This window comes from Metasolibacillus sp. (assembly GCF_025291715.1).
Classification (GTDB): domain Bacteria; phylum Bacillota; class Bacilli; order Bacillales_A; family Planococcaceae; genus Metasolibacillus; species Metasolibacillus louembei.
The window spans coordinates 73820-91453 of sequence record NZ_JAMBIZ010000009.1 but is presented as its reverse complement, the minus strand read 5'-3'; the positions used below and the strand labels follow the sequence as shown (position 1 = coordinate 91453).

General features: G+C 40.9%; 18 protein-coding genes and 1 pseudogene. 12 read left to right on the top strand and 7 right to left on the bottom strand.

The genetic code is table 11. The features are described from left to right. Positions 1 to 2: 2 nt before the first annotated feature. Genes M3Z76_RS08320 through M3Z76_RS08305 form a run of 4 tightly spaced genes read left to right on the top strand, consistent with a single transcriptional unit; the run spans position 3 to position 3779 of the window. Positions 3 to 1109 carry an ABC transporter ATP-binding protein gene (locus M3Z76_RS08320; protein WP_293922398.1) on the top strand — a complete coding sequence of 369 codons (1107 nt, stop codon included), beginning with the start codon at positions 3 to 5 and terminating at the stop codon, positions 1107 to 1109. After that, positions 1099 to 1905 (top strand): ABC transporter permease, encoded by an 807-nt coding sequence (locus M3Z76_RS08315; RefSeq protein WP_293922396.1) that lies wholly within the window; start codon positions 1099 to 1101, stop codon positions 1903 to 1905. Before M3Z76_RS08320 ends, M3Z76_RS08315 begins: the two co-directional genes overlap by 11 nt. Further along, positions 1905 to 2699 (top strand): ABC transporter permease, encoded by a 795-nt coding sequence (locus tag M3Z76_RS08310; RefSeq protein ID WP_293922394.1) that lies wholly within the window; start codon positions 1905 to 1907, stop codon positions 2697 to 2699. Before M3Z76_RS08315 ends, M3Z76_RS08310 begins: the two co-directional genes overlap by 1 nt. A gap of 3 nt (positions 2700 to 2702) precedes the next feature. Further along, on the top strand, positions 2703 to 3779 hold the full coding sequence (locus tag M3Z76_RS08305) for an ABC transporter substrate-binding protein (RefSeq protein WP_293922391.1): 1077 nt from the start codon (positions 2703 to 2705) through the stop codon (positions 3777 to 3779). A 48-nt stretch (positions 3780 to 3827) separates the two neighbouring features. Here M3Z76_RS08305 and M3Z76_RS08300 read toward each other — a convergent pair whose 3' ends face one another. After that, the gene (locus M3Z76_RS08300; protein ID WP_293922389.1) at positions 3828 to 7550 is read right to left on the bottom strand and encodes an S-layer homology domain-containing protein; all 3723 of its coding nucleotides are present in this window, start codon (positions 7548 to 7550) and stop codon (positions 3828 to 3830) included. Between the two features lie 272 nt (positions 7551 to 7822). On the opposite strand from M3Z76_RS08300, the gene M3Z76_RS08295 reads away from it, so the two are divergent. The 5 genes from M3Z76_RS08295 to modB are packed head-to-tail and all read left to right on the top strand — an operon-like array spanning position 7823 to position 11301. Next, on the top strand, positions 7823 to 9010 hold the full coding sequence (locus M3Z76_RS08295) for an MFS transporter (RefSeq protein ID WP_363319865.1): 1188 nt from the start codon (positions 7823 to 7825) through the stop codon (positions 9008 to 9010). 24 nt (positions 9011 to 9034) lie between these two features. After that, positions 9035 to 9367 (top strand): CpXC domain-containing protein, encoded by a 333-nt coding sequence (locus tag M3Z76_RS08290; RefSeq protein ID WP_293922388.1) that lies wholly within the window; start codon positions 9035 to 9037, stop codon positions 9365 to 9367. A gap of 12 nt (positions 9368 to 9379) precedes the next feature. Beyond that, positions 9380 to 9865 (top strand): hypothetical protein, encoded by a 486-nt coding sequence (locus M3Z76_RS08285; protein WP_293922386.1) that lies wholly within the window; start codon positions 9380 to 9382, stop codon positions 9863 to 9865. Next, positions 9862 to 10632: a molybdate ABC transporter substrate-binding protein gene (gene modA, locus M3Z76_RS08280; protein WP_293922384.1), complete on the top strand. Its 771-nt coding sequence runs from the start codon at positions 9862 to 9864 to the stop codon at positions 10630 to 10632. The genes M3Z76_RS08285 and modA overlap by 4 nt, the downstream gene beginning before the upstream one ends. A gap of 3 nt (positions 10633 to 10635) precedes the next feature. Then, positions 10636 to 11301, top strand: a complete 666-nt coding sequence (modB, locus tag M3Z76_RS08275; protein ID WP_293922382.1) for a molybdate ABC transporter permease subunit — start codon at positions 10636 to 10638, stop codon at positions 11299 to 11301. 50 nt (positions 11302 to 11351) lie between these two features. On the opposite strand, the gene moaD is transcribed toward modB, so the two are convergent. The 5 genes from moaD to M3Z76_RS08250 are packed head-to-tail and all read right to left on the bottom strand — an operon-like array spanning position 11352 to position 14841. Then, on the bottom strand, positions 11352 to 11582 hold the full coding sequence (moaD, locus tag M3Z76_RS08270; RefSeq protein ID WP_293922381.1) for a molybdopterin converting factor subunit 1: 231 nt from the start codon (positions 11580 to 11582) through the stop codon (positions 11352 to 11354). Positions 11583 to 11587: 5 nt separating this feature from the next. Continuing rightward, positions 11588 to 12046, bottom strand: coding sequence for a molybdenum cofactor biosynthesis protein MoaE (locus M3Z76_RS08265; RefSeq protein WP_293922379.1), 459 nt, complete (start codon positions 12044 to 12046; stop codon positions 11588 to 11590). Continuing rightward, the gene (gene mobB, locus M3Z76_RS08260) at positions 12046 to 12558 is read right to left on the bottom strand and encodes a molybdopterin-guanine dinucleotide biosynthesis protein B (protein ID WP_293922377.1); all 513 of its coding nucleotides are present in this window, start codon (positions 12556 to 12558) and stop codon (positions 12046 to 12048) included. Before mobB ends, M3Z76_RS08265 begins: the two co-directional genes overlap by 1 nt. Next, a complete protein-coding gene (locus M3Z76_RS08255) occupies positions 12519 to 13811 on the bottom strand; it encodes a molybdopterin molybdotransferase MoeA (protein WP_293922374.1) in 1293 nt (430 codons plus the stop codon). The genes mobB and M3Z76_RS08255 overlap by 40 nt, the downstream gene beginning before the upstream one ends. Positions 13812 to 13824: 13 nt before the next feature. Beyond that, positions 13825 to 14841 (bottom strand): MoeB/ThiF family adenylyltransferase, encoded by a 1017-nt coding sequence (locus M3Z76_RS08250; RefSeq protein WP_293922373.1) that lies wholly within the window; start codon positions 14839 to 14841, stop codon positions 13825 to 13827. 60 nt (positions 14842 to 14901) lie between these two features. On the opposite strand from M3Z76_RS08250, the gene M3Z76_RS08245 reads away from it, so the two are divergent. The 3 genes and pseudogenes from M3Z76_RS08245 (at position 14902) to moaC (ending at position 16448) form a co-directional block, all read left to right on the top strand. Next, positions 14902 to 15399, top strand: a complete 498-nt coding sequence (locus tag M3Z76_RS08245) for a MogA/MoaB family molybdenum cofactor biosynthesis protein (RefSeq protein WP_293922371.1) — start codon at positions 14902 to 14904, stop codon at positions 15397 to 15399. Beyond that, positions 15396 to 15866, top strand: a pseudogene (locus M3Z76_RS08240) (molybdenum cofactor guanylyltransferase); the annotation flags it as partial. The gene M3Z76_RS08245 and the pseudogene M3Z76_RS08240, both read left to right, overlap by 4 nt. Positions 15867 to 15965: 99 nt before the next feature. Beyond that, on the top strand, positions 15966 to 16448 hold the full coding sequence (moaC, locus tag M3Z76_RS08235) for a cyclic pyranopterin monophosphate synthase MoaC (protein ID WP_293922459.1): 483 nt from the start codon (positions 15966 to 15968) through the stop codon (positions 16446 to 16448). Between the two features lie 158 nt (positions 16449 to 16606). Here moaC and moaA read toward each other — a convergent pair whose 3' ends face one another. Next, entirely contained in the window at positions 16607 to 17623 is a 1017-nt protein-coding gene (moaA, locus tag M3Z76_RS08230; RefSeq protein ID WP_293922369.1) for a GTP 3',8-cyclase MoaA, read from the bottom strand. Between the last annotated feature and the right edge of the window lie 11 nt (positions 17624 to 17634).

Sequence of the window (17634 nt, the reverse complement as noted above, 5' to 3'; positions counted from 1 at the left end):
TTATGGACAACAATACAATTATTCGTTTTGAAAATGTAACGAAATCTTATGACGATGGAACAGTCGTATTAAAAAATATTAATTTTGAGCTAGAGAAAGGTAAGTTTTACACATTGCTTGGTCCATCTGGCTGTGGCAAAACAACAATTTTACGCATTATTGCAGGCTTTACAGAGCCAACTGATGGCGCAGTCTTCTTTCATGATAAAAAAATTAATAATGTACCTGCGAACGAGCGTCAAGTAAATACGGTGTTCCAAGATTACGCGCTGTTTCCTCATTTAAACGTTTTTGAAAATGTAGCGTTTGGTTTACGCATTAAAAAGGTAAAGGAAGCTGAAATTGAAACGCGTGTACAAGAGGCATTAAAATTCGTTAACTTAGCAGGCTATGGCAACCGTGAAATTTCCGAAATGTCAGGTGGTCAACGTCAACGTGTTGCAATTGCACGTGCTATTATTAATGATCCTGAAATTATTTTATTAGATGAGCCATTATCAGCGCTTGATTTAAAGCTACGTACAGAGATGCAGTATGAGCTACGTGAATTACAGCAACGCCTTGGCAAAACATTTGTCTTCGTTACACATGACCAAGAGGAAGCGCTGGCAATGAGCGATGAGATTTTCGTTTTATCAAACGGTGAAATTCAGCAATCTGGTACACCTGTGGATATTTATGATGAGCCGATTAACCGCTTCGTTGCTGACTTTATCGGTGAATCCAATATTGTTGATGGCACGATGATTGACGACTTCCGCGTTCGCTTTGCTGGCAAGGAATTTGAGTGTGTTGACCAAGGGATGCAAAAAAATGAAAAAATCGATATTGTTATTCGCCCAGAGGATTTAGAAATTACAACGGTTGAAAAAGGAAAATTAATCGTGACAGTAGATACGCAATTATTCCGTGGTGTGCACTATGAAATTTCGACATACGACCAAGATGGCAACGAATGGCTCGTTCACTCTTTGAAGAAGGCAGAAGTGGGACAACAAATTGGCTTAGATTTCGATCCAGAAGCTATTCATGTTATGCGCTTAAACGAAACGGAGGAAGATTTCGACAAGCGACTTGAATCATATGGAGATGATGACAATGCAAACTAAAAATTCAAAAAGCGCATTATTTCCTTATGTGATTTGGATTGCACTCTTTGTAATCGCGCCGATTGCCTTAATTATTTATTATTCCCTTCAAGATTTAGAGGGGAATTTCACATTAGCGAACTATGCGGCATTTTTCTCAACAGTTTATTTGAAAATGACCTTGTCTAGCTTTTGGTACGCCTTTTTAATTACATTTTTCACATTGCTTGTGTCGTATCCAGTCGCTTATTTATTAACAAAAACGAAGCATAAGCATTTATGGCTAATGCTCATTATTATCCCTTCATGGATTAACTTGTTATTAAAAACCTATGCCTTTATTGGTATTTTCGGCTTGTACGGACCGATTAATGCCATGATTGAAGTGTTTGGCTTTGATCCACAGCAAATGCTATTTACTGATTTTAGCTTTGTCTTCGTATCGGTTTATATTTTCATACCGTTTATGATTATTCCGATTTTCAACTCGCTTGATAAACTAAACCCAACGCTTGTCTATGCGGCACGTGACCTTGGGGCTTCAAGCTTCACAACATTCCGTCGTGTCATTTTCCCATTGACGATGGACGGGGTAAAATCAGGTATCCAAGTAACATTTATCCCTGCTCTATCGCTCTTTATGATTACACGATTGATTGCAGGGAATCGTGTTATTACGCTCGGGACTGCGATTGAGCAACAATTCCTTGTATCACAAAACTGGGGAATGGGTTCAACAATTGCGGTATTTTTAATCTTTATTATGGTTGTTATTATGCTATTTACAGGAAAAAACTCTAAAGGAGGCCGCGTATAATGGAAAAGCTATCACCTATTTCTAAAATTTATTTGGTGCTCGTTTTCGTTATTTTATATGCGCCAATCTTTTATCTTATCTTTTATTCGTTCAATAGCGCTGGCAATATGAACGATTTCGAATCCTTTACATGGGAGCATTATGCTGCTGTCTTTGGTGATTCACGCTTAATTGTTATTTTAATTAATACAATTTTAGTCGCATTGCTTTCTGGTTTGCTCGCAACAATTATCGGGACATTCGGCGCAATCGGCATTGTGTCAGTTAAAAATGCAAAAATGCGTAGCGTCTTGCTGTCATTAAACAATGTGTTAATCGTTAGCCCTGATGTTATTATCGGTGCAAGCTTCTTAATTTTATTTACATTTATCGGCGTGAAGCTTGGCTTTGCCTCTGTACTTGTTTCACACATTGCCTTCAGTGTGCCGATTGTTGTGCTGATGGTGCTGCCAAAATTGCTTGAAATGAATACATCGCTAATTGATGCGGCACGCGATTTAGGTGCAACGAAACGTGATGTATTAATGCGCGTCATTTTACCTTATATTGCACCAGGCATTTTTGCTGGCTTTTTCATGGCCTTGACGTATTCATTAGATGATTTCGCTGTAACATTTTTCGTTACAGGAAATGGCTTTAGCACTTTGTCTGTCGAAATTTACTCGATGGCACGTACTGGTATTACATTAACGATTAACGCAATTTCTGGTTTAATTTTTGTTATTACAGTACTTGTTGTTGTCGGCTACTATTTTGTTAATAATCGCTCAAAGCAAGCAAAGGTGGGACGCTAACAAATGAAACAGTTACTACAAGCTACAATTGCGATCGTCATTGCGTGTGCCTTGCTATTTTTAGCTGCCAGTCAACTGCAAGTCAAAGGCGGCAAAGGTGGCAAAGATACACTCACTGTTTTCAACTGGGGTGAATATATCGATCCCGATTTAATTAAAGAATTTGAAAAAGAAACAGGTATCCATGTCATTTACGAAACATTCGATTCAAATGAAGCAATGCTGACAAAAATTCAACAAGGTGGCTCAGCATATGATGTTGCTGCTCCTTCTGAATATACTGTAGAAATGATGAAGGAAAAGGATTTGTTAATTCCTTTAGATCATTCGAAAATACCAAATATGAAAAATATCGACCCTTATTTTTTAAATTTAGCATTTGACCCAGGCAATGAATATTCACTGCCGTATTTTTGGGGAACAGTTGGCATCGTCTATAATCCAACAATGATTGGTGATGACTTAACATTTGAATCATGGGAAGATTTATGGGACCCATCGCTAAAAGGTAAAGTCTTTTTAGTAGATGGTGCACGCGAAGTGATGGGAATGGGTCTTAATTCGATTGGTCAATCTTTAAATACAAAGGACGACCAAATTTTACGTACAGCAACGGATAAGTTAATTACACTTGCACCAAATGTAAAGGCGATTATCGGTGACGAAATTACACCATTAATGATTAATAATGAAGCATCTGTTGCCTTAACTTGGTCAGGGCAAGCCGCAGATATGATGTTTGAAAATGAGGATTTAACATATGCGGTACCTGAAGAAGGCTCCAATTTATGGTTCGATAATTTCGTTATTCCAAAAACGTCAAAGAACATTGATGGAGCACATGCCTTCATCAACTTTATGCTTGATGCAGAGGTCAATGCCCAAAACACAGATTATGTGGGCTACTCTACACCTAACTTAGCTGCAATGGAGTTAATGGATCCAGAAGTAGTGGAAGATGAGCGTTACTACCCAGATGAGGAAACACGCGAGCATCTTGAAGTATATGAAAACCTTGGTCTTGAATGGCTTGGGAAGTATAATGAATTATTTTTAGAGTTTAAGATGAGTATGAATTAAAAAGAAGCTTGTTTGGGGAAAATTCCAAACAAGCTTCTTTTATTATTGCTATCTTTGCATGATTCGATATAAAAATGCGACAAATTGTGCTCTTGTGACAGGCTCATTCGGATGGAAGTTACCTTTATCGCCTAATGCAATACCTTCACGCTCTAACACTGCAATATAGCCCGCACTCCAATGCTTACTATCTACATCTGCAAATGAACTTGTGCCTTCTGGAGTTAAACCGAGCACTCCTACAAGCACTTTTGCTAATTGTGCTCTTGTCATATTTTCTGCTGGGAGGAACGCACCATTTGACCCATCTACAATGCCTGCTTGTTGTAATGTCGCAATCGCCTTATAGTAAGGATGATTTTTCGGTACATCTGAGAAATCCTCAGCGGTTCTTACGGTTTCGAGGGAAAAGGCTCTTGTTAGTAACACTGCCACATGCATACGGCTAATTGGTGTATTCGGACGGAAAGACCCATCTTCATAGCCTTGAATAATGCCTCGTGTCGCTAATTCCTCAATCATCTCTTTTGCCCAATGTTGCCCTACATCGCTCAATGTCACGACTGGCGGTAGCGGTAGCTGTGGCTCTTGGGGTATTTCAGGCTCTATCACAGACATTGCTGTCCATTTTGCATAAAGTGTTATGCTCTCCTTGACAAGTGTATCCTCCGCCCAAGGCTTTGTCAGTGCTTCATCCTCATACCAACCGGCAAAACGATAACCCTCTCTTGTTGGGGTAGGTAAGTCACTTATTTTTGTATTATAAGCAAGTTCAAATGGTGCAAGTACTGTACCACCATTTGTACGCAATGTGATTTGGACAGAGGCTGGCGCTGAGTTATCATTGTCGTTTGATATTGGCGGTGGATTTATGTTACCTCCTGTTGATGGCATAGCAGTAAATTCGATTGTAGCACTAATCGCGGCGCTTATATTGCCCGCTTTATCCCGAAAGCGTACATAGACCGTCTTCATACCATTTCCTACTGTCAGATTCCAATTGTACGTTGATGCGATATTTGCCCATGCAGATGACCATGTAGCAGCTTCATTTGATACTTGCATTGCTTCTGTATCCGCACTGACTCCCGCAAACGATAATGTGACATTTCTATCCTTTGTCAATTCATCTCCACCATTAATTGTAAAGCTTCCCGTTGGGGCTTCCGTATCCAGCTTGATTGTAGCATTAACTGCACTACTGATATTGCCTGCGCCATCTCGGAAACGTACATAAACCGTTCTAGCTCCATCTTCTTGCAAAATGCTCCAATTATAGCTTGGTTCAATAACTTCCCATGTGGATGGCCATGTATCAGCCTCATTCGATATTTGCATTACTTCTACGTCTGAGCTGACTCCCGTAAATGATAATGTGACATCTGTCTTCGTTGTCCATTCATCTCCGTCATTAATTACAACGGTTCCTACCGGTGCCTCCATATCCAGTTTAATCGTTTGATTTATAACATTACTTATATTTCCTGCTTCATCTTTGAAGCGGACATACACTGTTTTTACACCATCTCCTGCTGAAAGCTTCCAATTGTACGTTGATGCGATATTTGCCCATGCAGATGACCATGTAGCAGCTTCATTTGATACTTGCATTGCTTCTACGTCTGGGCTGACTTCCGTAAATGATAGCGTTACATTCTTATCTGTTACCCACTCGTCTCCATCGTTAATTGTAAAATTACCTATTGGTGCTTCTGTATCTAACTTAATTGCAGCACCAATCGTAGTACCGATATTGCCTGCCTTATCACGAAAACGCACATATACCGTCTTATCACCGTCCCCTGTTGAAAGGTTCCAGTAATATACCGGCGCAATTGGCGTCCAGACTGCTGTGCTCCAGTCTCCATTCAGATTCGACACTTGGAATTCAGCAATACCATCACTAAGATTGTCGAAGGCAAGCTCTACTGCCGTTCCTGTCGCCCATACAGCACCGTTATTGATTGTTACTGTTCCAGTCGGCGCTGCTGTTAGAAGCTTTATCGAATCGTTTACGACGCCGCTAATATTGCCGGCTTGGTCTTTAAAGCGGACATATACCGTTTTTTCGCCGTCACCCGGCGTTAGGGTCCAGCCTACCGTTGCCGCTTTCGGCAACCAGCCGCTATGATTATCGAAGTCCGCCGGATCATTGGAGATTTGCAATTGATGAGTATCTGGACTCAAGCCCGATAACATTAAAGTGACATTAACATTGTTCGTCCACTGATTCCCATTATTGATCGTAAGCACCCCGTCCGGTGCCGTCTGGTCAATCGTAAACGAAACAGTCGTTGTATTACCGGCACCGTCTGTAACAATGAGCGTATAATTCCCTTCTGTTGTGACTAGAGTACCAGAAACTACAAAGGTGCCGTTCAATGTTGCTATCCCTTCATTGAAGCTGAAAGCTACCGCCCTATTATAGATTCCGCCGTTTGTTACCCCGTATACTTGAGGTGGAGTGGTATCCAAAACAATGCTTGCACTGACTGCTGTGCTTATATTGCCTGCAGCATCACGATATTCTACATATACGGTTTTAGTTCCTTCCCCGCCAGAAAGTGTCCAGCCTTTAGATGCTGTATAGGTTTCCCATGTACCCGTACCCACAGGCTGGTTCTCATTGCGCAACCTCATATGCGTAACGCCGGATGCACTGTCGCTGGCCAATAACGCAAGGCTGACATTGGCGCTTGCTGTCTGCAAGGCGCCTTCTGCAATCCTGATTGTACCAGAAGGGTTCGTCTTATCCAGACCAATCGTATCGCTGATTGTTTCTGAACTAATATTGCCCGCCGCATCTCTGAACTGGACATACACAGTATTTTGGCCTTCTTGATTGGCAATATTCCAAGAGGCTGATGAGTTGAATGTTTGCCATGCTCCCCATGACAGAGGATCAAGCGGATTATTTGAGAAACGCATTTCTCTCAAGCCGCTCCCTGAGTCAGACGCCGTCAGATTCAGTCTAACCGTTGTGGAATCAGTCCATAATGCCCCCTCATTAATTTGCACCGTTCCTGTCGGCGCAGATCTATCCAAATAGACGGACGTACTATAAACAGTCGAAATTCCACCCCGATTGTCCTTCAGTTGCATGTAAATAGTCTTGTTACCATCTCCAGGCGTTAGTATGAACGACTTAAAGTTTGCGAAATTCTCCCATACCGACGGCCAATTTTCTAGATTTTCTGTGAATCTCATAGCTGTCACATTATCACCCACATCAGGGTCAGCGGCAGTAATATCAAGTATAACAAAAGGTTCACTCGTGTATGCGCCTTCCCTAACACGCATCGTTCCAGTTGGCGGCTCGTTGTCTGAATAAGTAACAATCAGCTTAGGCCGAAGTGTTGGGTTCGACTGTTCAGCTGAATAAATAAAAAATCGTCCATTAAGGGGATTCATTGGTGGAGCAATGCGAATTGTATACTCTTGTATGTTGCTTGCGCCCACTAGACGAAACCATAGCAAATGCTCCCCAATATCTTCTACCATAAATAGTTTTGTTACATCAAAAGGCTGCCATGTTTGCCCGTCCTGTGAAAATTCTACTTTAGCACTGTCTGCGGAAGTCGCTGTGACTTGAATAGCTACAGGGCTTGTCGCTATATCTCCTTCTACATACGGCTTGCCATCTGTGCTCATCGTAACCTGTAGTGTAGAGGTGGTACTTACCGCCATAACTGGTAAACTACTAAATACAGTTTGCACTAGCAATACAACAATGCCGATGAGTACTAATGTCTGCTTATTTTTTTGTTGCATACCACTTCTCCTCCTTCATTTGATTTCGTTATCTCATAAATAGACTATAAAGACGCAAGGTTAAAATTAGGTTAAAAAAACAAAAAGATTATCCCGTATTAATAATTTTTTGTATAGAAGGTGAAGCATCACCATTTTAAATCTTGAAGCTAATAGCTATGGGCTCTTAGCTTCATTTTATTTGCTGCATTACTACAATCTTAATTAATAGCAGTCCCCTACTCCTTATGGTAGACTTAGTTCAATCGAATAATCAGAAGGACGGACTATATATGACACAACAAACGAATAAATCCGCGCTCTACATATTAATGTTTAGCTTGTTTATTACAATGGGTGGTATTGGAATTATTATTCCTGTAATGCCCGATTATTTATTGCTTTTTGGCGTTGGTGGACAAGCGCTTGGTTTTCTTATTGCAGGCTTTGCACTAGCGCAGTTTTTATTTTCGCCAATTGCTGGCGATTTATCTGACCGCCATGGACGCAAAATGTTTATTATTGCAGGGCTTATTATATATGGCTGTGCGCAAATTTTCTTCGGTTTAGCAACAGATGTTTGGATGCTATTTGTAGCGCGTTTCTTAGCTGGACTTGGTGCCGCTTTAATTATGGCTCCAACCATGGCCTATGTTGCTGATATTACGACAGTAGAAGAACGAGGAAAAGGCATGGGCATGCTAGGTGCTGCAATGTCGCTCGGCTTCACAATAGGTCCAGGGATTGGTGGCTTTTTGGCGAAGGTTAATTTGCACTTTCCCTTTTATATTGCTGGAGGCTTTGCGATAGCTACTGCACTTATTTCTTACTTTGTTTTACCAAATGTAGCTGCACAGGTTAGACAACACGTGAAAAAAGATAATTTATTCAAGCAATTAGCAAATTCCGTGAAAATGCCTTACTTTGTGATTTTAATTGTTATTTTCACATTTAGCTTTGGCATTGCGAATTTCCAAGCAACAATGGCTGTTTATTTAGGCTATAAATTCCACTATACCCCAACAGATATTGCAATTGTCTTAACAGTTGGTGGCTTCGCAGGCGTTATTTTGCAAATGTTTGTTATCGATAAACTATTTAAACGCTTCGGTGAAATGAAAGTAATTTTTGTTAATTTACTCGTTGCTGCACTGACGATGTTCTTAATGATTTATATTAGTAGCTTCTTTGTCATTTTAACGGTAGCTACTCTTTTCTCAATTGCGACGACATTTATTCGTCCAGCTGTAAATACACTTGTATCGAAGCTTGCTGGCGATGGTCAAGGCTATGCAGCAGGTATGAATAATGCCTACATGAGCTTAGGAAATATGGTTGGTCCTGCGCTTGCAGGTACTTTATTTGATTGGAATATGGATGCACCTTATATATTCGGAACAATTATTTTACTAGCGTGCGTGCTTTTAGCATATACATGGACAGCGCGCAAAGCCTCGCATTTAATGCATGCGAGTGAATAAATATTAAAGGAAGATGATGAATTATTGAAAGCGAAAAAAGTAATGCAGCAGTGCGAGCAATGTGGCGAAACTTTTACAATTGATTTTGCTACAGCCAATTTATCTGTCCAGATTGCTCGCATTCATGGAAAAACTATTGAAAATCGTTTATTTATAGAGGCTTGCCCTAACTGTGGAAAAGTGCATACAGTAACGAGTGATGATCCAAAGGAATGGGGCAATCGCAAAATTCCTTCACCAAAAAAGCTTATGTACGGCTTAACATTTAGTTGTCTGTTTGTTTTTCTTGGTATCATCGCTGCGCTCTTCTTTGCAGGGAGAGGCATTGCTGTACTTTGGAGCTGGCTATTTCAATAAGGAGGCTGTAACATGATTGATCCATTATTCCATACGAAACAAACATTTTTTGCCAAAGATACTACATTTATAAATGATAATAGCAATGATTTTTTCAATTCTTTAATGGATGCCTTTGATACACGTGATTACAAGCAGCAAAAAACACAATCAGAGGCGATGTTCAATTTATTTTCACATGCAGGCTCTGTTGCGCTTGGTAAAGGGCTTTTATCAGGGCCAAAAATACCAGAAGGCATTCACTCGTTTCTTGATACAAACAATAAAAATGGCGCTACAGCCGAAAGCTTTTTACAAGCAAAAATGCACAATCATCTACTGCAATCATTATCTGCTGCGAAAGGTCATTTAGAAAAACAAATAAATACCTATCAAAAGAGCAGCAATGTGTCAAAAGAGCAATTACAAAAAATGCAAGGGAATATCACGCTTGTTGATCAATATCTTATGACGAAAAAGAATCAGCTTTCTATCAAGGGAGATAATAATATCCGATGAAGAAAATTTATTGTATCGCCATTTTATTCGTTTCAATTTTGTTAGTTGGCTGTAGCAGTCAAACAGCTAACGATGAAGCAGTAGAATTAACAATTTCCGCTGCCGCTAGCTTACAAGATGCTTTAGAGGAATTAACAGCGACATATACAAATGAGCATCCGAATGTGACAATCACCTATAATTTTGGTGGCTCTGGTACATTGCAGCAGCAAATATTACAGGGCGCACCTGTCGATTTATTTTTCTCAGCAGCAGAAAATAAATTTGATGAGCTAGTAGATGAAGGCTTTATTGACCAAAAGCAAGGCACAAAATTACTTGCGAATGAACTAGTATTAGTCGTTCCAGCAAACAATACTAAAAACATTCAATCTTTCAAAGAATTAAAAAATGCAGAAAAGATTGCGCTTGGTACACCAGATAATGTTCCAGCTGGTCAATATGGAATGGAATTATTACAAAACTTAGAATTGTGGCATGAACTAGAAGCTAAAGTCGTTTATACAAAAGATGTACGACAGGTGCTGACATATGTAGAAACAGAAAATGTTGATGCGGGCTTAGTTTATAAAACAGATGCGCTTATTTCAGATAAAGTTGAAATTGTCGCAACTGCTGCTAGCGACACACATACACCGATTATTTATCCAGTAGGCATTTTAAAGGATAGTAAGCAAACAGCGGATGCCACAGATTTTTATGAGTTTTTACAAAGCGATGCAGCTATGGAGATCTTTGAAAAGTATGGCTTTAACAAGGGGCAGTAAGTAATGAGCATGGACTTTTGGTCGCCACTTAAGCTTTCGGTGGAGGTTGCCTTAGTTTCTAGCATCATCGTTTTGCTTATCGGCACTTTGTTAGGAAGATGGATGGCAAGACGTCATTTCCGTGGAAAATTATTTGTAGAAACTTTACTGCTCTTACCATTAGTCTTGCCACCTACTGTTGTTGGCTTTTTATTAATTATCCTTTTCGGTAAAAATAGTGTACTAGGTAGCGCCATTATTTGGCTTTTCAATCAGCCAATTATGTTCACATGGTGGGCAGCGGTTCTTGCTTCAACTGTCGTTGCTTTTCCACTGATGTATCAATCAGCTAAACTAGGCTTTGAGTCAATTGATCAAGATATTGAAGATGCTGCACGTGTAGCTGGTGCCAGCGAAAGACAAGTTTTTTTCTATATAGCTATCCCTCTTGCTTTCAAAGCCCTTGTAGCAGGTGTCATCTTAAGCTTTGCAAGGGCCTTAGGTGAATTCGGCGCAACATTAATGTTCGCTGGTAACTTACCTGGCAAAACACAAACTGCACCAATTGCAATTTATATGGCCATTGGCTCTAACAATATGCCACTTGCATGGGCATGGGTAGCCTCTATGGTCGGGATTTCGTTTCTGATGCTGGCAGGTGTACATTTAATAAGAGCAAACGATTCATGATGAATTGTTTGCTCTTTTGAGTTTTGAGGATTTATTTGCGAGTTTAATTCTCATCCCCCACTGATTGGCGGGATAAAGGCTACTGTGTCCTGTGGTTGAATAATCGTTGTATCTAAAGCGAACTCCTCGTTTACTGCAACCATCACTTGCTGCAAGGAAATATTCGGGTAATTGCTTGTCATCCATTGCTTCAGCTCACCTACCGTACATTGTGGTAAATCAACTGTTAGCTGGGGTTGCCCAATTACTTCTTGTAAATGAGCAAATAATAAAATATTCATCGTACCTAGTCCTCCTTGTTTAATGAGGGCATGCCTGTTGGATAAGGAATGTTTTCCAATTGATCGCCTATCCATTCTGTGCCATCTTCCCAATGCTCTTTTTTCCAAATCGGCACAATTTGTTTAATGCGGTCGATGGCATATTCGTTTGCTTCATATGCTGCTTTGCGATGTGGTGAAGATACAGCTATAACAACCGCAATATCCGAAATGGCTAAATGCCCAATGCGATGGCTAATGGCAATTTGTGCATCTGTCCAGCGCTCCTGTACCTCTTTTGCAATTTGCTCAAACATTTTAAGTGCCATCAGTGTGTAGGCTTGATACTCTAAATGTAACGTTTTTTTGCCCGCAGTCATTTCTCTTACAGTGCCAATAAAAACAGTAATCGCCCCTGCATTACGGCTGACTACTTTTCCCCTTACCTGTTCCACATCAATCGGCTTATCGGTAATTTCAAACATCAATCTTTCCTCATTTCTGTCATTAAAAAATCAATATATTGTGCAGTTTCATTAATTGAAAAAATGGGATAGTCCACTGAAAGTTGCTTATGCCAATAAATCACACAGACAATATTGGATAGCTGCTGCAATAGCACTTCATCTGCCTCTGTGCGTAACAGGACAACTTTTGGATAATGCGCCTTTTTATAGCCTTCAATCAACAAGCAATCTATAGGGAAAGCATCATAAATTGCCACAATATCTGCTAGTTCCCAGCATTGTTGTTGTATGCTTAGTCGCAAAGTCCCTTCCCCTTCGACAGCGGTTATAGTAGCACCAGCCGCTTCATGGCGCGCACTATCCTTCGTCTTATCTACTTGTGGCGCGCCGCCATGTCCATGATGCTTAATCGTTGCGACACGAAGCCCTTGCTTTGTTGCACTACTAATGAGCTGCTCCATCAATGTTGTTTTTCCGCTATTTTGATAACCTACAATCTGGAGGATTTTTCGATGCTGTCCCAAGGCCATTCACTTCCTTGCGTATCCTCTAATAATAAAACGACCACTTGCATTCCTTTCCCATAGCCACGCGAACCGCCTGGCAGCACAATAAAGGCATTAGCTCCTTCTAGTGAAGATACAGCACTTGATTTATCAAAACCACAAGGTACAGCTACTAGTTGCCCATTTTGGAAGGAAACCATTGCACGTACAAAGCGCGTAAATGGGTTCGGCTTTGGAAAATCAGCACCTAATACCGCCTGCTCACGTCGTAAATGAGGCCGTGGATTGTGAAAGGCTGTGCGAATAATCGGGCGTGCAAATAGCTCAAAGCCGACATAACAAGCAGATGGATTGCCTGATAAACCGTATAATAGCTGTCCATCACGCATTGCCACTGTCGTCACACTGCCTGGGCGCATTGCTACTTTATTAAACAACACCTCTGCGCCAATTGCCTCATAAATCGCTGGTAAATAATCATAATCACCAACAGATACACCGCCCGTAGTAATCAATATATCTACTTCCTGTAAAGCCTCTTGCACAGCTTGAATGCATAGCTCCAAATTATCGCTTAATTGTCCAAAATATTTTGCCGTTGCTCCTGCGCGTTCTATTTGTGCCATCACCATATACGCATTGCTATTGCGAATTTTACCAGCTTGCAATGCTTCATGGGGCTCTAATAATTCACTGCCAGTTGCAATCACACCGATAATTGGCTTTTTAAAAACCGTTACATGAGGATAACCGAATGTAGCTAATAAGGCCACAACACCTGGATTAATATACTGCCCTTTTGTGATTAAAATAGCATCCTTTTGAATATCTTCGCCTTTGTAAGAAATATTAGTACCTGCTTGTATTTGTCGTTTCAGCGACATATAGGCTTGCCCATTTTGCTCAAAGCTTTGTGTAATTTCGAGCATGACAACAGCATCACAGCCCTGTGGAATCATGGCCCCTGTCATAATGCGTACTGCTTGTCGCTCACCGATGATGCCATCATAAACATAGCCTGCACCAATCTCTCCTACTACTTGGAAAACAACAGACTTTTCAGCATTCGCTCCCTCACTATCAATGGAACGTATTGCATAGCCATCGTAAGGAGAACGGTCAAAGGCAGGGACATCTTGGTCAGCCGCAATATCTTCTGCTAAAAAACGTCCATAAGCTTGCTGTAATGGAATCGTTTCTGTTTGTGCTTGATACGCATAATTCATGACACGTTGCACAGCCTCTGCTACTGCAATCGGCTTTCTTTGTTCTATCATATGAAACACTCCTTTATCCTAAAAAACGATAGTAAATGCTTTTCGCTTGTTGAATGTCTTGCACACCATGAATGACAACTCGCCCATCTTGAAACAGTACAAAGCGATAATCTGCTGTTTGACAGGAAAGTAAATATGGATTTTTCTGGATATCCCCATGGTGTTGAAGTTTTTCTGCGAGTTGCTGCAAGTCATAGTGAATTCGTTGTGGCGGACGAATTTGCACAGCATCGCGGCCACATAATACTTCCAGCTTTGTTTGATTTTCATAAGATAAATATGGATATGTCGGATTTGTGCCACAGGATGAGCAATCGTGCTTCCTTACTTTATCCACATTAATTTCATAATGCTGGTTTTGCCAAACATCAAATATTAAATAGCTTTTGCGTAAAGCTGTCATATTTCCTACTAAAATTTTTAATATCTCTGCCACTTGATAGGCTGCTACAATTTGCACTGTTGGACTAATAATGCCAACTGTATCACAAGTTGCCCCTGTATTTGGTATGACGGATAATAAACAATGTAAGCAAGGTGTCACGTTTGGCACTATAGTATACGTAGCCCCATAGCTACCGACACATGAACCATACACCCACGGTATTTGATGCTTTTGCGCAAGATCGTTAAGGAAAAACCGAATATCAAAGTTATCTGTTGCATCCATTATGACATCTACGCCATCTAACAATGCTACAAACTGCTCTGTATGTGCATCTACAATATGTACATCAATCAGCACATCGCGATTAATTTGCTGTAAGCGTTGCTGCGCTGCAATCACTTTCGGTATTTTATTACAAGCGTCTTGCTCTGTATAAAGCTGCTGCCTTTGCAAATTGCTCCATTCTACATAATCACGGTCAACTAATGTCAGCTTACCAATACCCGCACGTACAAGCGCTTCTGCACTCGCACTACCCAACGCGCCAACACCAACAATCAGCACATGCTTTTGCTGGAGCTGCTGTTGCCCAAGTTGTCCAATGGGCTGAAATAATTGTTGTCTTGAATATCTATCTTGCATGGCACTTTTGCCTTTCTGTTTAGATTTTGATTATAATGAACTTTAAAAAGGAGAATTACTATGACACATCCAACACATCAACACCTTACTATACATGCGGCTGTTTTAACAGTAAGCGACACACGGACAGTAGCAGATGATAAGAGTGGGCAACGTATTCAAGCATTGCTTGAGGACGCCTCCTTCTCCTTAGCAGACTATCAAATTGTACAAGATGAGCCTGCTGAAATTGCTCACCATCTACAAGGCTGGTGCGCTGACCCGACGGTTCATGCCATTCTTATCACAGGTGGTACAGGCTTTACCGCAAGAGACCAAACTTATGATACAGTCGTGCCCCTTTTTGAGAAGGAAATGACAGGGTTTGGCGAATTATTTCGCGCGTTAAGCTACAATGAAATTGGCGCAAAAGCAATGTTTAGCCGTGCAACAGCAGGCAGCTGTCAGCAAACAGCTATTTATGTGCTACCAGGCTCCACAAACGCTGTTACACTTGCAATGACGCAGCTCATTATACCGACGATTCAACATTTTGTTGGCGAGTTGCAGCGCTTATGAATATCGCAGGTGTCGTCTTAGCAGGTGGGCAATCTTCACGTTATGGTCAGCCAAAAATGTTTGAGCAATTTGCAGGTCAGCCCCTTTATCAATACAGCTTAAACGCTTTACAGCAAAATCAGCTACAGCCTTTAATTATCGCCACAAATGCGCACTTGCAGCAAGGCTTTGCACAAGATAATGTACAGTGGCTAATTGAGCAACAGCCACATCAAGGTCCGCTTTTTGCGTTGCATAATATTATGGAAAACTTTCCTGCTGTTGAGTGGTTTTTTGTTTTAGCAAGCGATATGCCTTTTATTGATGCAGCACTTGTTAAAGCATTGCTGTCTTTTATAGATGAGCGCTATGATGCCATCGTGCCGCAGCAAGCTGACAGGTTGCAGCCACTTGTTGCCCTATATCGCCGTACTGCCTATCCCTTTGCAAGCAAGCTCGTTCAGCAAAATCGACGCAGCATGCAGGCTTTGTTGGAAAAGCTTCGTGTTTGCTATGTCCCATTTGAAAGCGATACAATGACATTTACCAATATCAACACACCACAAGATTGGCAAAGGAGTCAAACGATGAACAATTTTACCCATTGGAATGAGCAAGGTCGTCCAAAGATGGTCGATATTTCGACAAAGGACGTTACACAGCGCACAGCTATCGCGCGTAGCACAATCACTTTATCAGATGAATTATATCAAGCTATTCAGCAAGGTCATATTAAAAAAGGTGACCCAACACAAGTTGCACAAATTGCGGGTATTATGGCTGCTAAAAAAACATCGGATATTATTCCAATGTGCCATCCAATTATGCTGCAAGGTACTGATTTCCAATTCACGTATCAACAAGGCACTTCAGGCTATGAGCTACATATCGAAGCAACTGTCAAATGCAATGGCAAAACAGGTGTAGAAATGGAAGCATTAACAGCTGTTTCGGTTGCCGCACTAACGTTTTACGATATGTGCAAAGCTGTTGACAAATCGATGGTTATTAAAGAAACCTATCTTGTACAGAAAACCGGTGGCAAAAGCGGCACATATATGCGTGACTAATGCGAGGGGGCTGTCTGAATTCCAGACATGCCCCTCTCTAACGGGCGAAAACAAACATTGGTTGAGCGATTTCACCTGTTCGTTGGGCGAATTTGACGATTGGTTGAGCGAATTTCTTCATTCGTTGAGCGAATCATTACCTTTGAACTACATAATTTTCAACCTCCAATATGTGACATTTCAATTTTTGTGTTTCTTCTTTTTTGTATCGTTTGTTCTGTGCGTTCATCTGAATAACGATCTGTACGCTGCTCCCATACACTTGCAATTTTCTCAGTAATCACTGTATCATCTGCATCGGAGCGCAATAATTCTCGCAAATTGACACCGGTTGTAGCAAATAAACATGTGTACAATGTGCCTTCTGCTGAAATACGAGCACGTGAGCATGTCGAGCAAAAAGAATCAGTTACAGATGAAATAACACCAATTTCTCCTTGTCCATCCTCGTATTGATAGCGCGTCGCTACCTCACCTATATAATTCGGCTCAACTGGTTGCAATGGTGAAAACTCCTGTACCTGTGTAAGAATCTCCTTTTTCGACACTACATCGTCTAAGCGCCAACCATTAGAATTGCCAACATCCATATATTCGATGAAGCGTAAAATATGCTGTTTTTCCTTAAAAAAGCGCGCCATTTCTGCAATGTCTTGTTCATTTTTTCCTTTTTGAACAACCATATTAATTTTCACAGCTAATCCTGCTTCAACTGCTTTTTCAATTCCTTCTAGCACTGTTACCACTTTTCCACGTTGCCCATTCATCTCGGCAAAGCGTTGCTCATCTAATGAATCTAAGCTAACAGACACCCTCGACAAACCCGCTTGCGCTAAAGCCTGTGCATATTTTTTTAATAAAGTACCATTTGTTGTTAAAGCAATATCCTCTACACCTTGTATTTGATGAAGGCGCTCAATTAATGTAGGTAAATCGCGACGCAGCAACGGTTCACCACCTGTAATTCGCACCTTTTTGACACCAAGTGCTACGAAAATTTTTACTACGCGTTCGATTTCTTCAAAGCTTAAAATTTTATCAGATGGCAAAAAGGCATAATCTGGTCCAAATATCTCTGCTGGCATGCAATACTGGCAGCGGAAATTGCAGCGGTCTGTTACCGATATACGCAAATCGCGCAATGGTCTATTAAGCTTGTCATGTACAGTCATCATAGCCCCTCCTT

Coding starts and splice junctions, on each gene's coding strand:
- M3Z76_RS08320 (WP_293922398.1), top strand. CDS start 3: ATGGACAACAATACAATTATTCGTTTTGAAAATGTAACGAAATCTTAT.
- M3Z76_RS08315 (WP_293922396.1), top strand. CDS start 1,099: ATGCAAACTAAAAATTCAAAAAGCGCATTATTTCCTTATGTGATTTGG.
- M3Z76_RS08310 (WP_293922394.1), top strand. CDS start 1,905: ATGGAAAAGCTATCACCTATTTCTAAAATTTATTTGGTGCTCGTTTTC.
- M3Z76_RS08305 (WP_293922391.1), top strand. CDS start 2,703: ATGAAACAGTTACTACAAGCTACAATTGCGATCGTCATTGCGTGTGCC.
- M3Z76_RS08300 (WP_293922389.1), bottom strand. CDS start 7,550: ATGCAACAAAAAAATAAGCAGACATTAGTACTCATCGGCATTGTTGTA.
- M3Z76_RS08295 (WP_363319865.1), top strand. CDS start 7,823: ATGACACAACAAACGAATAAATCCGCGCTCTACATATTAATGTTTAGC.
- M3Z76_RS08285 (WP_293922386.1), top strand. CDS start 9,380: ATGATTGATCCATTATTCCATACGAAACAAACATTTTTTGCCAAAGAT.
- modA (WP_293922384.1), top strand. CDS start 9,862: ATGAAGAAAATTTATTGTATCGCCATTTTATTCGTTTCAATTTTGTTA.
- modB (WP_293922382.1), top strand. CDS start 10,636: ATGAGCATGGACTTTTGGTCGCCACTTAAGCTTTCGGTGGAGGTTGCC.
- moaD (WP_293922381.1), bottom strand. CDS start 11,582: ATGAATATTTTATTATTTGCTCATTTACAAGAAGTAATTGGGCAACCC.
- M3Z76_RS08265 (WP_293922379.1), bottom strand. CDS start 12,046: ATGTTTGAAATTACCGATAAGCCGATTGATGTGGAACAGGTAAGGGGA.
- mobB (WP_293922377.1), bottom strand. CDS start 12,558: ATGGCCTTGGGACAGCATCGAAAAATCCTCCAGATTGTAGGTTATCAA.
- M3Z76_RS08255 (WP_293922374.1), bottom strand. CDS start 13,811: ATGATAGAACAAAGAAAGCCGATTGCAGTAGCAGAGGCTGTGCAACGT.
- M3Z76_RS08250 (WP_293922373.1), bottom strand. CDS start 14,841: ATGCAAGATAGATATTCAAGACAACAATTATTTCAGCCCATTGGACAA.
- M3Z76_RS08245 (WP_293922371.1), top strand. CDS start 14,902: ATGACACATCCAACACATCAACACCTTACTATACATGCGGCTGTTTTA.
- moaC (WP_293922459.1), top strand. CDS start 15,966: ATGAACAATTTTACCCATTGGAATGAGCAAGGTCGTCCAAAGATGGTC.
- moaA (WP_293922369.1), bottom strand. CDS start 17,623: ATGATGACTGTACATGACAAGCTTAATAGACCATTGCGCGATTTGCGT.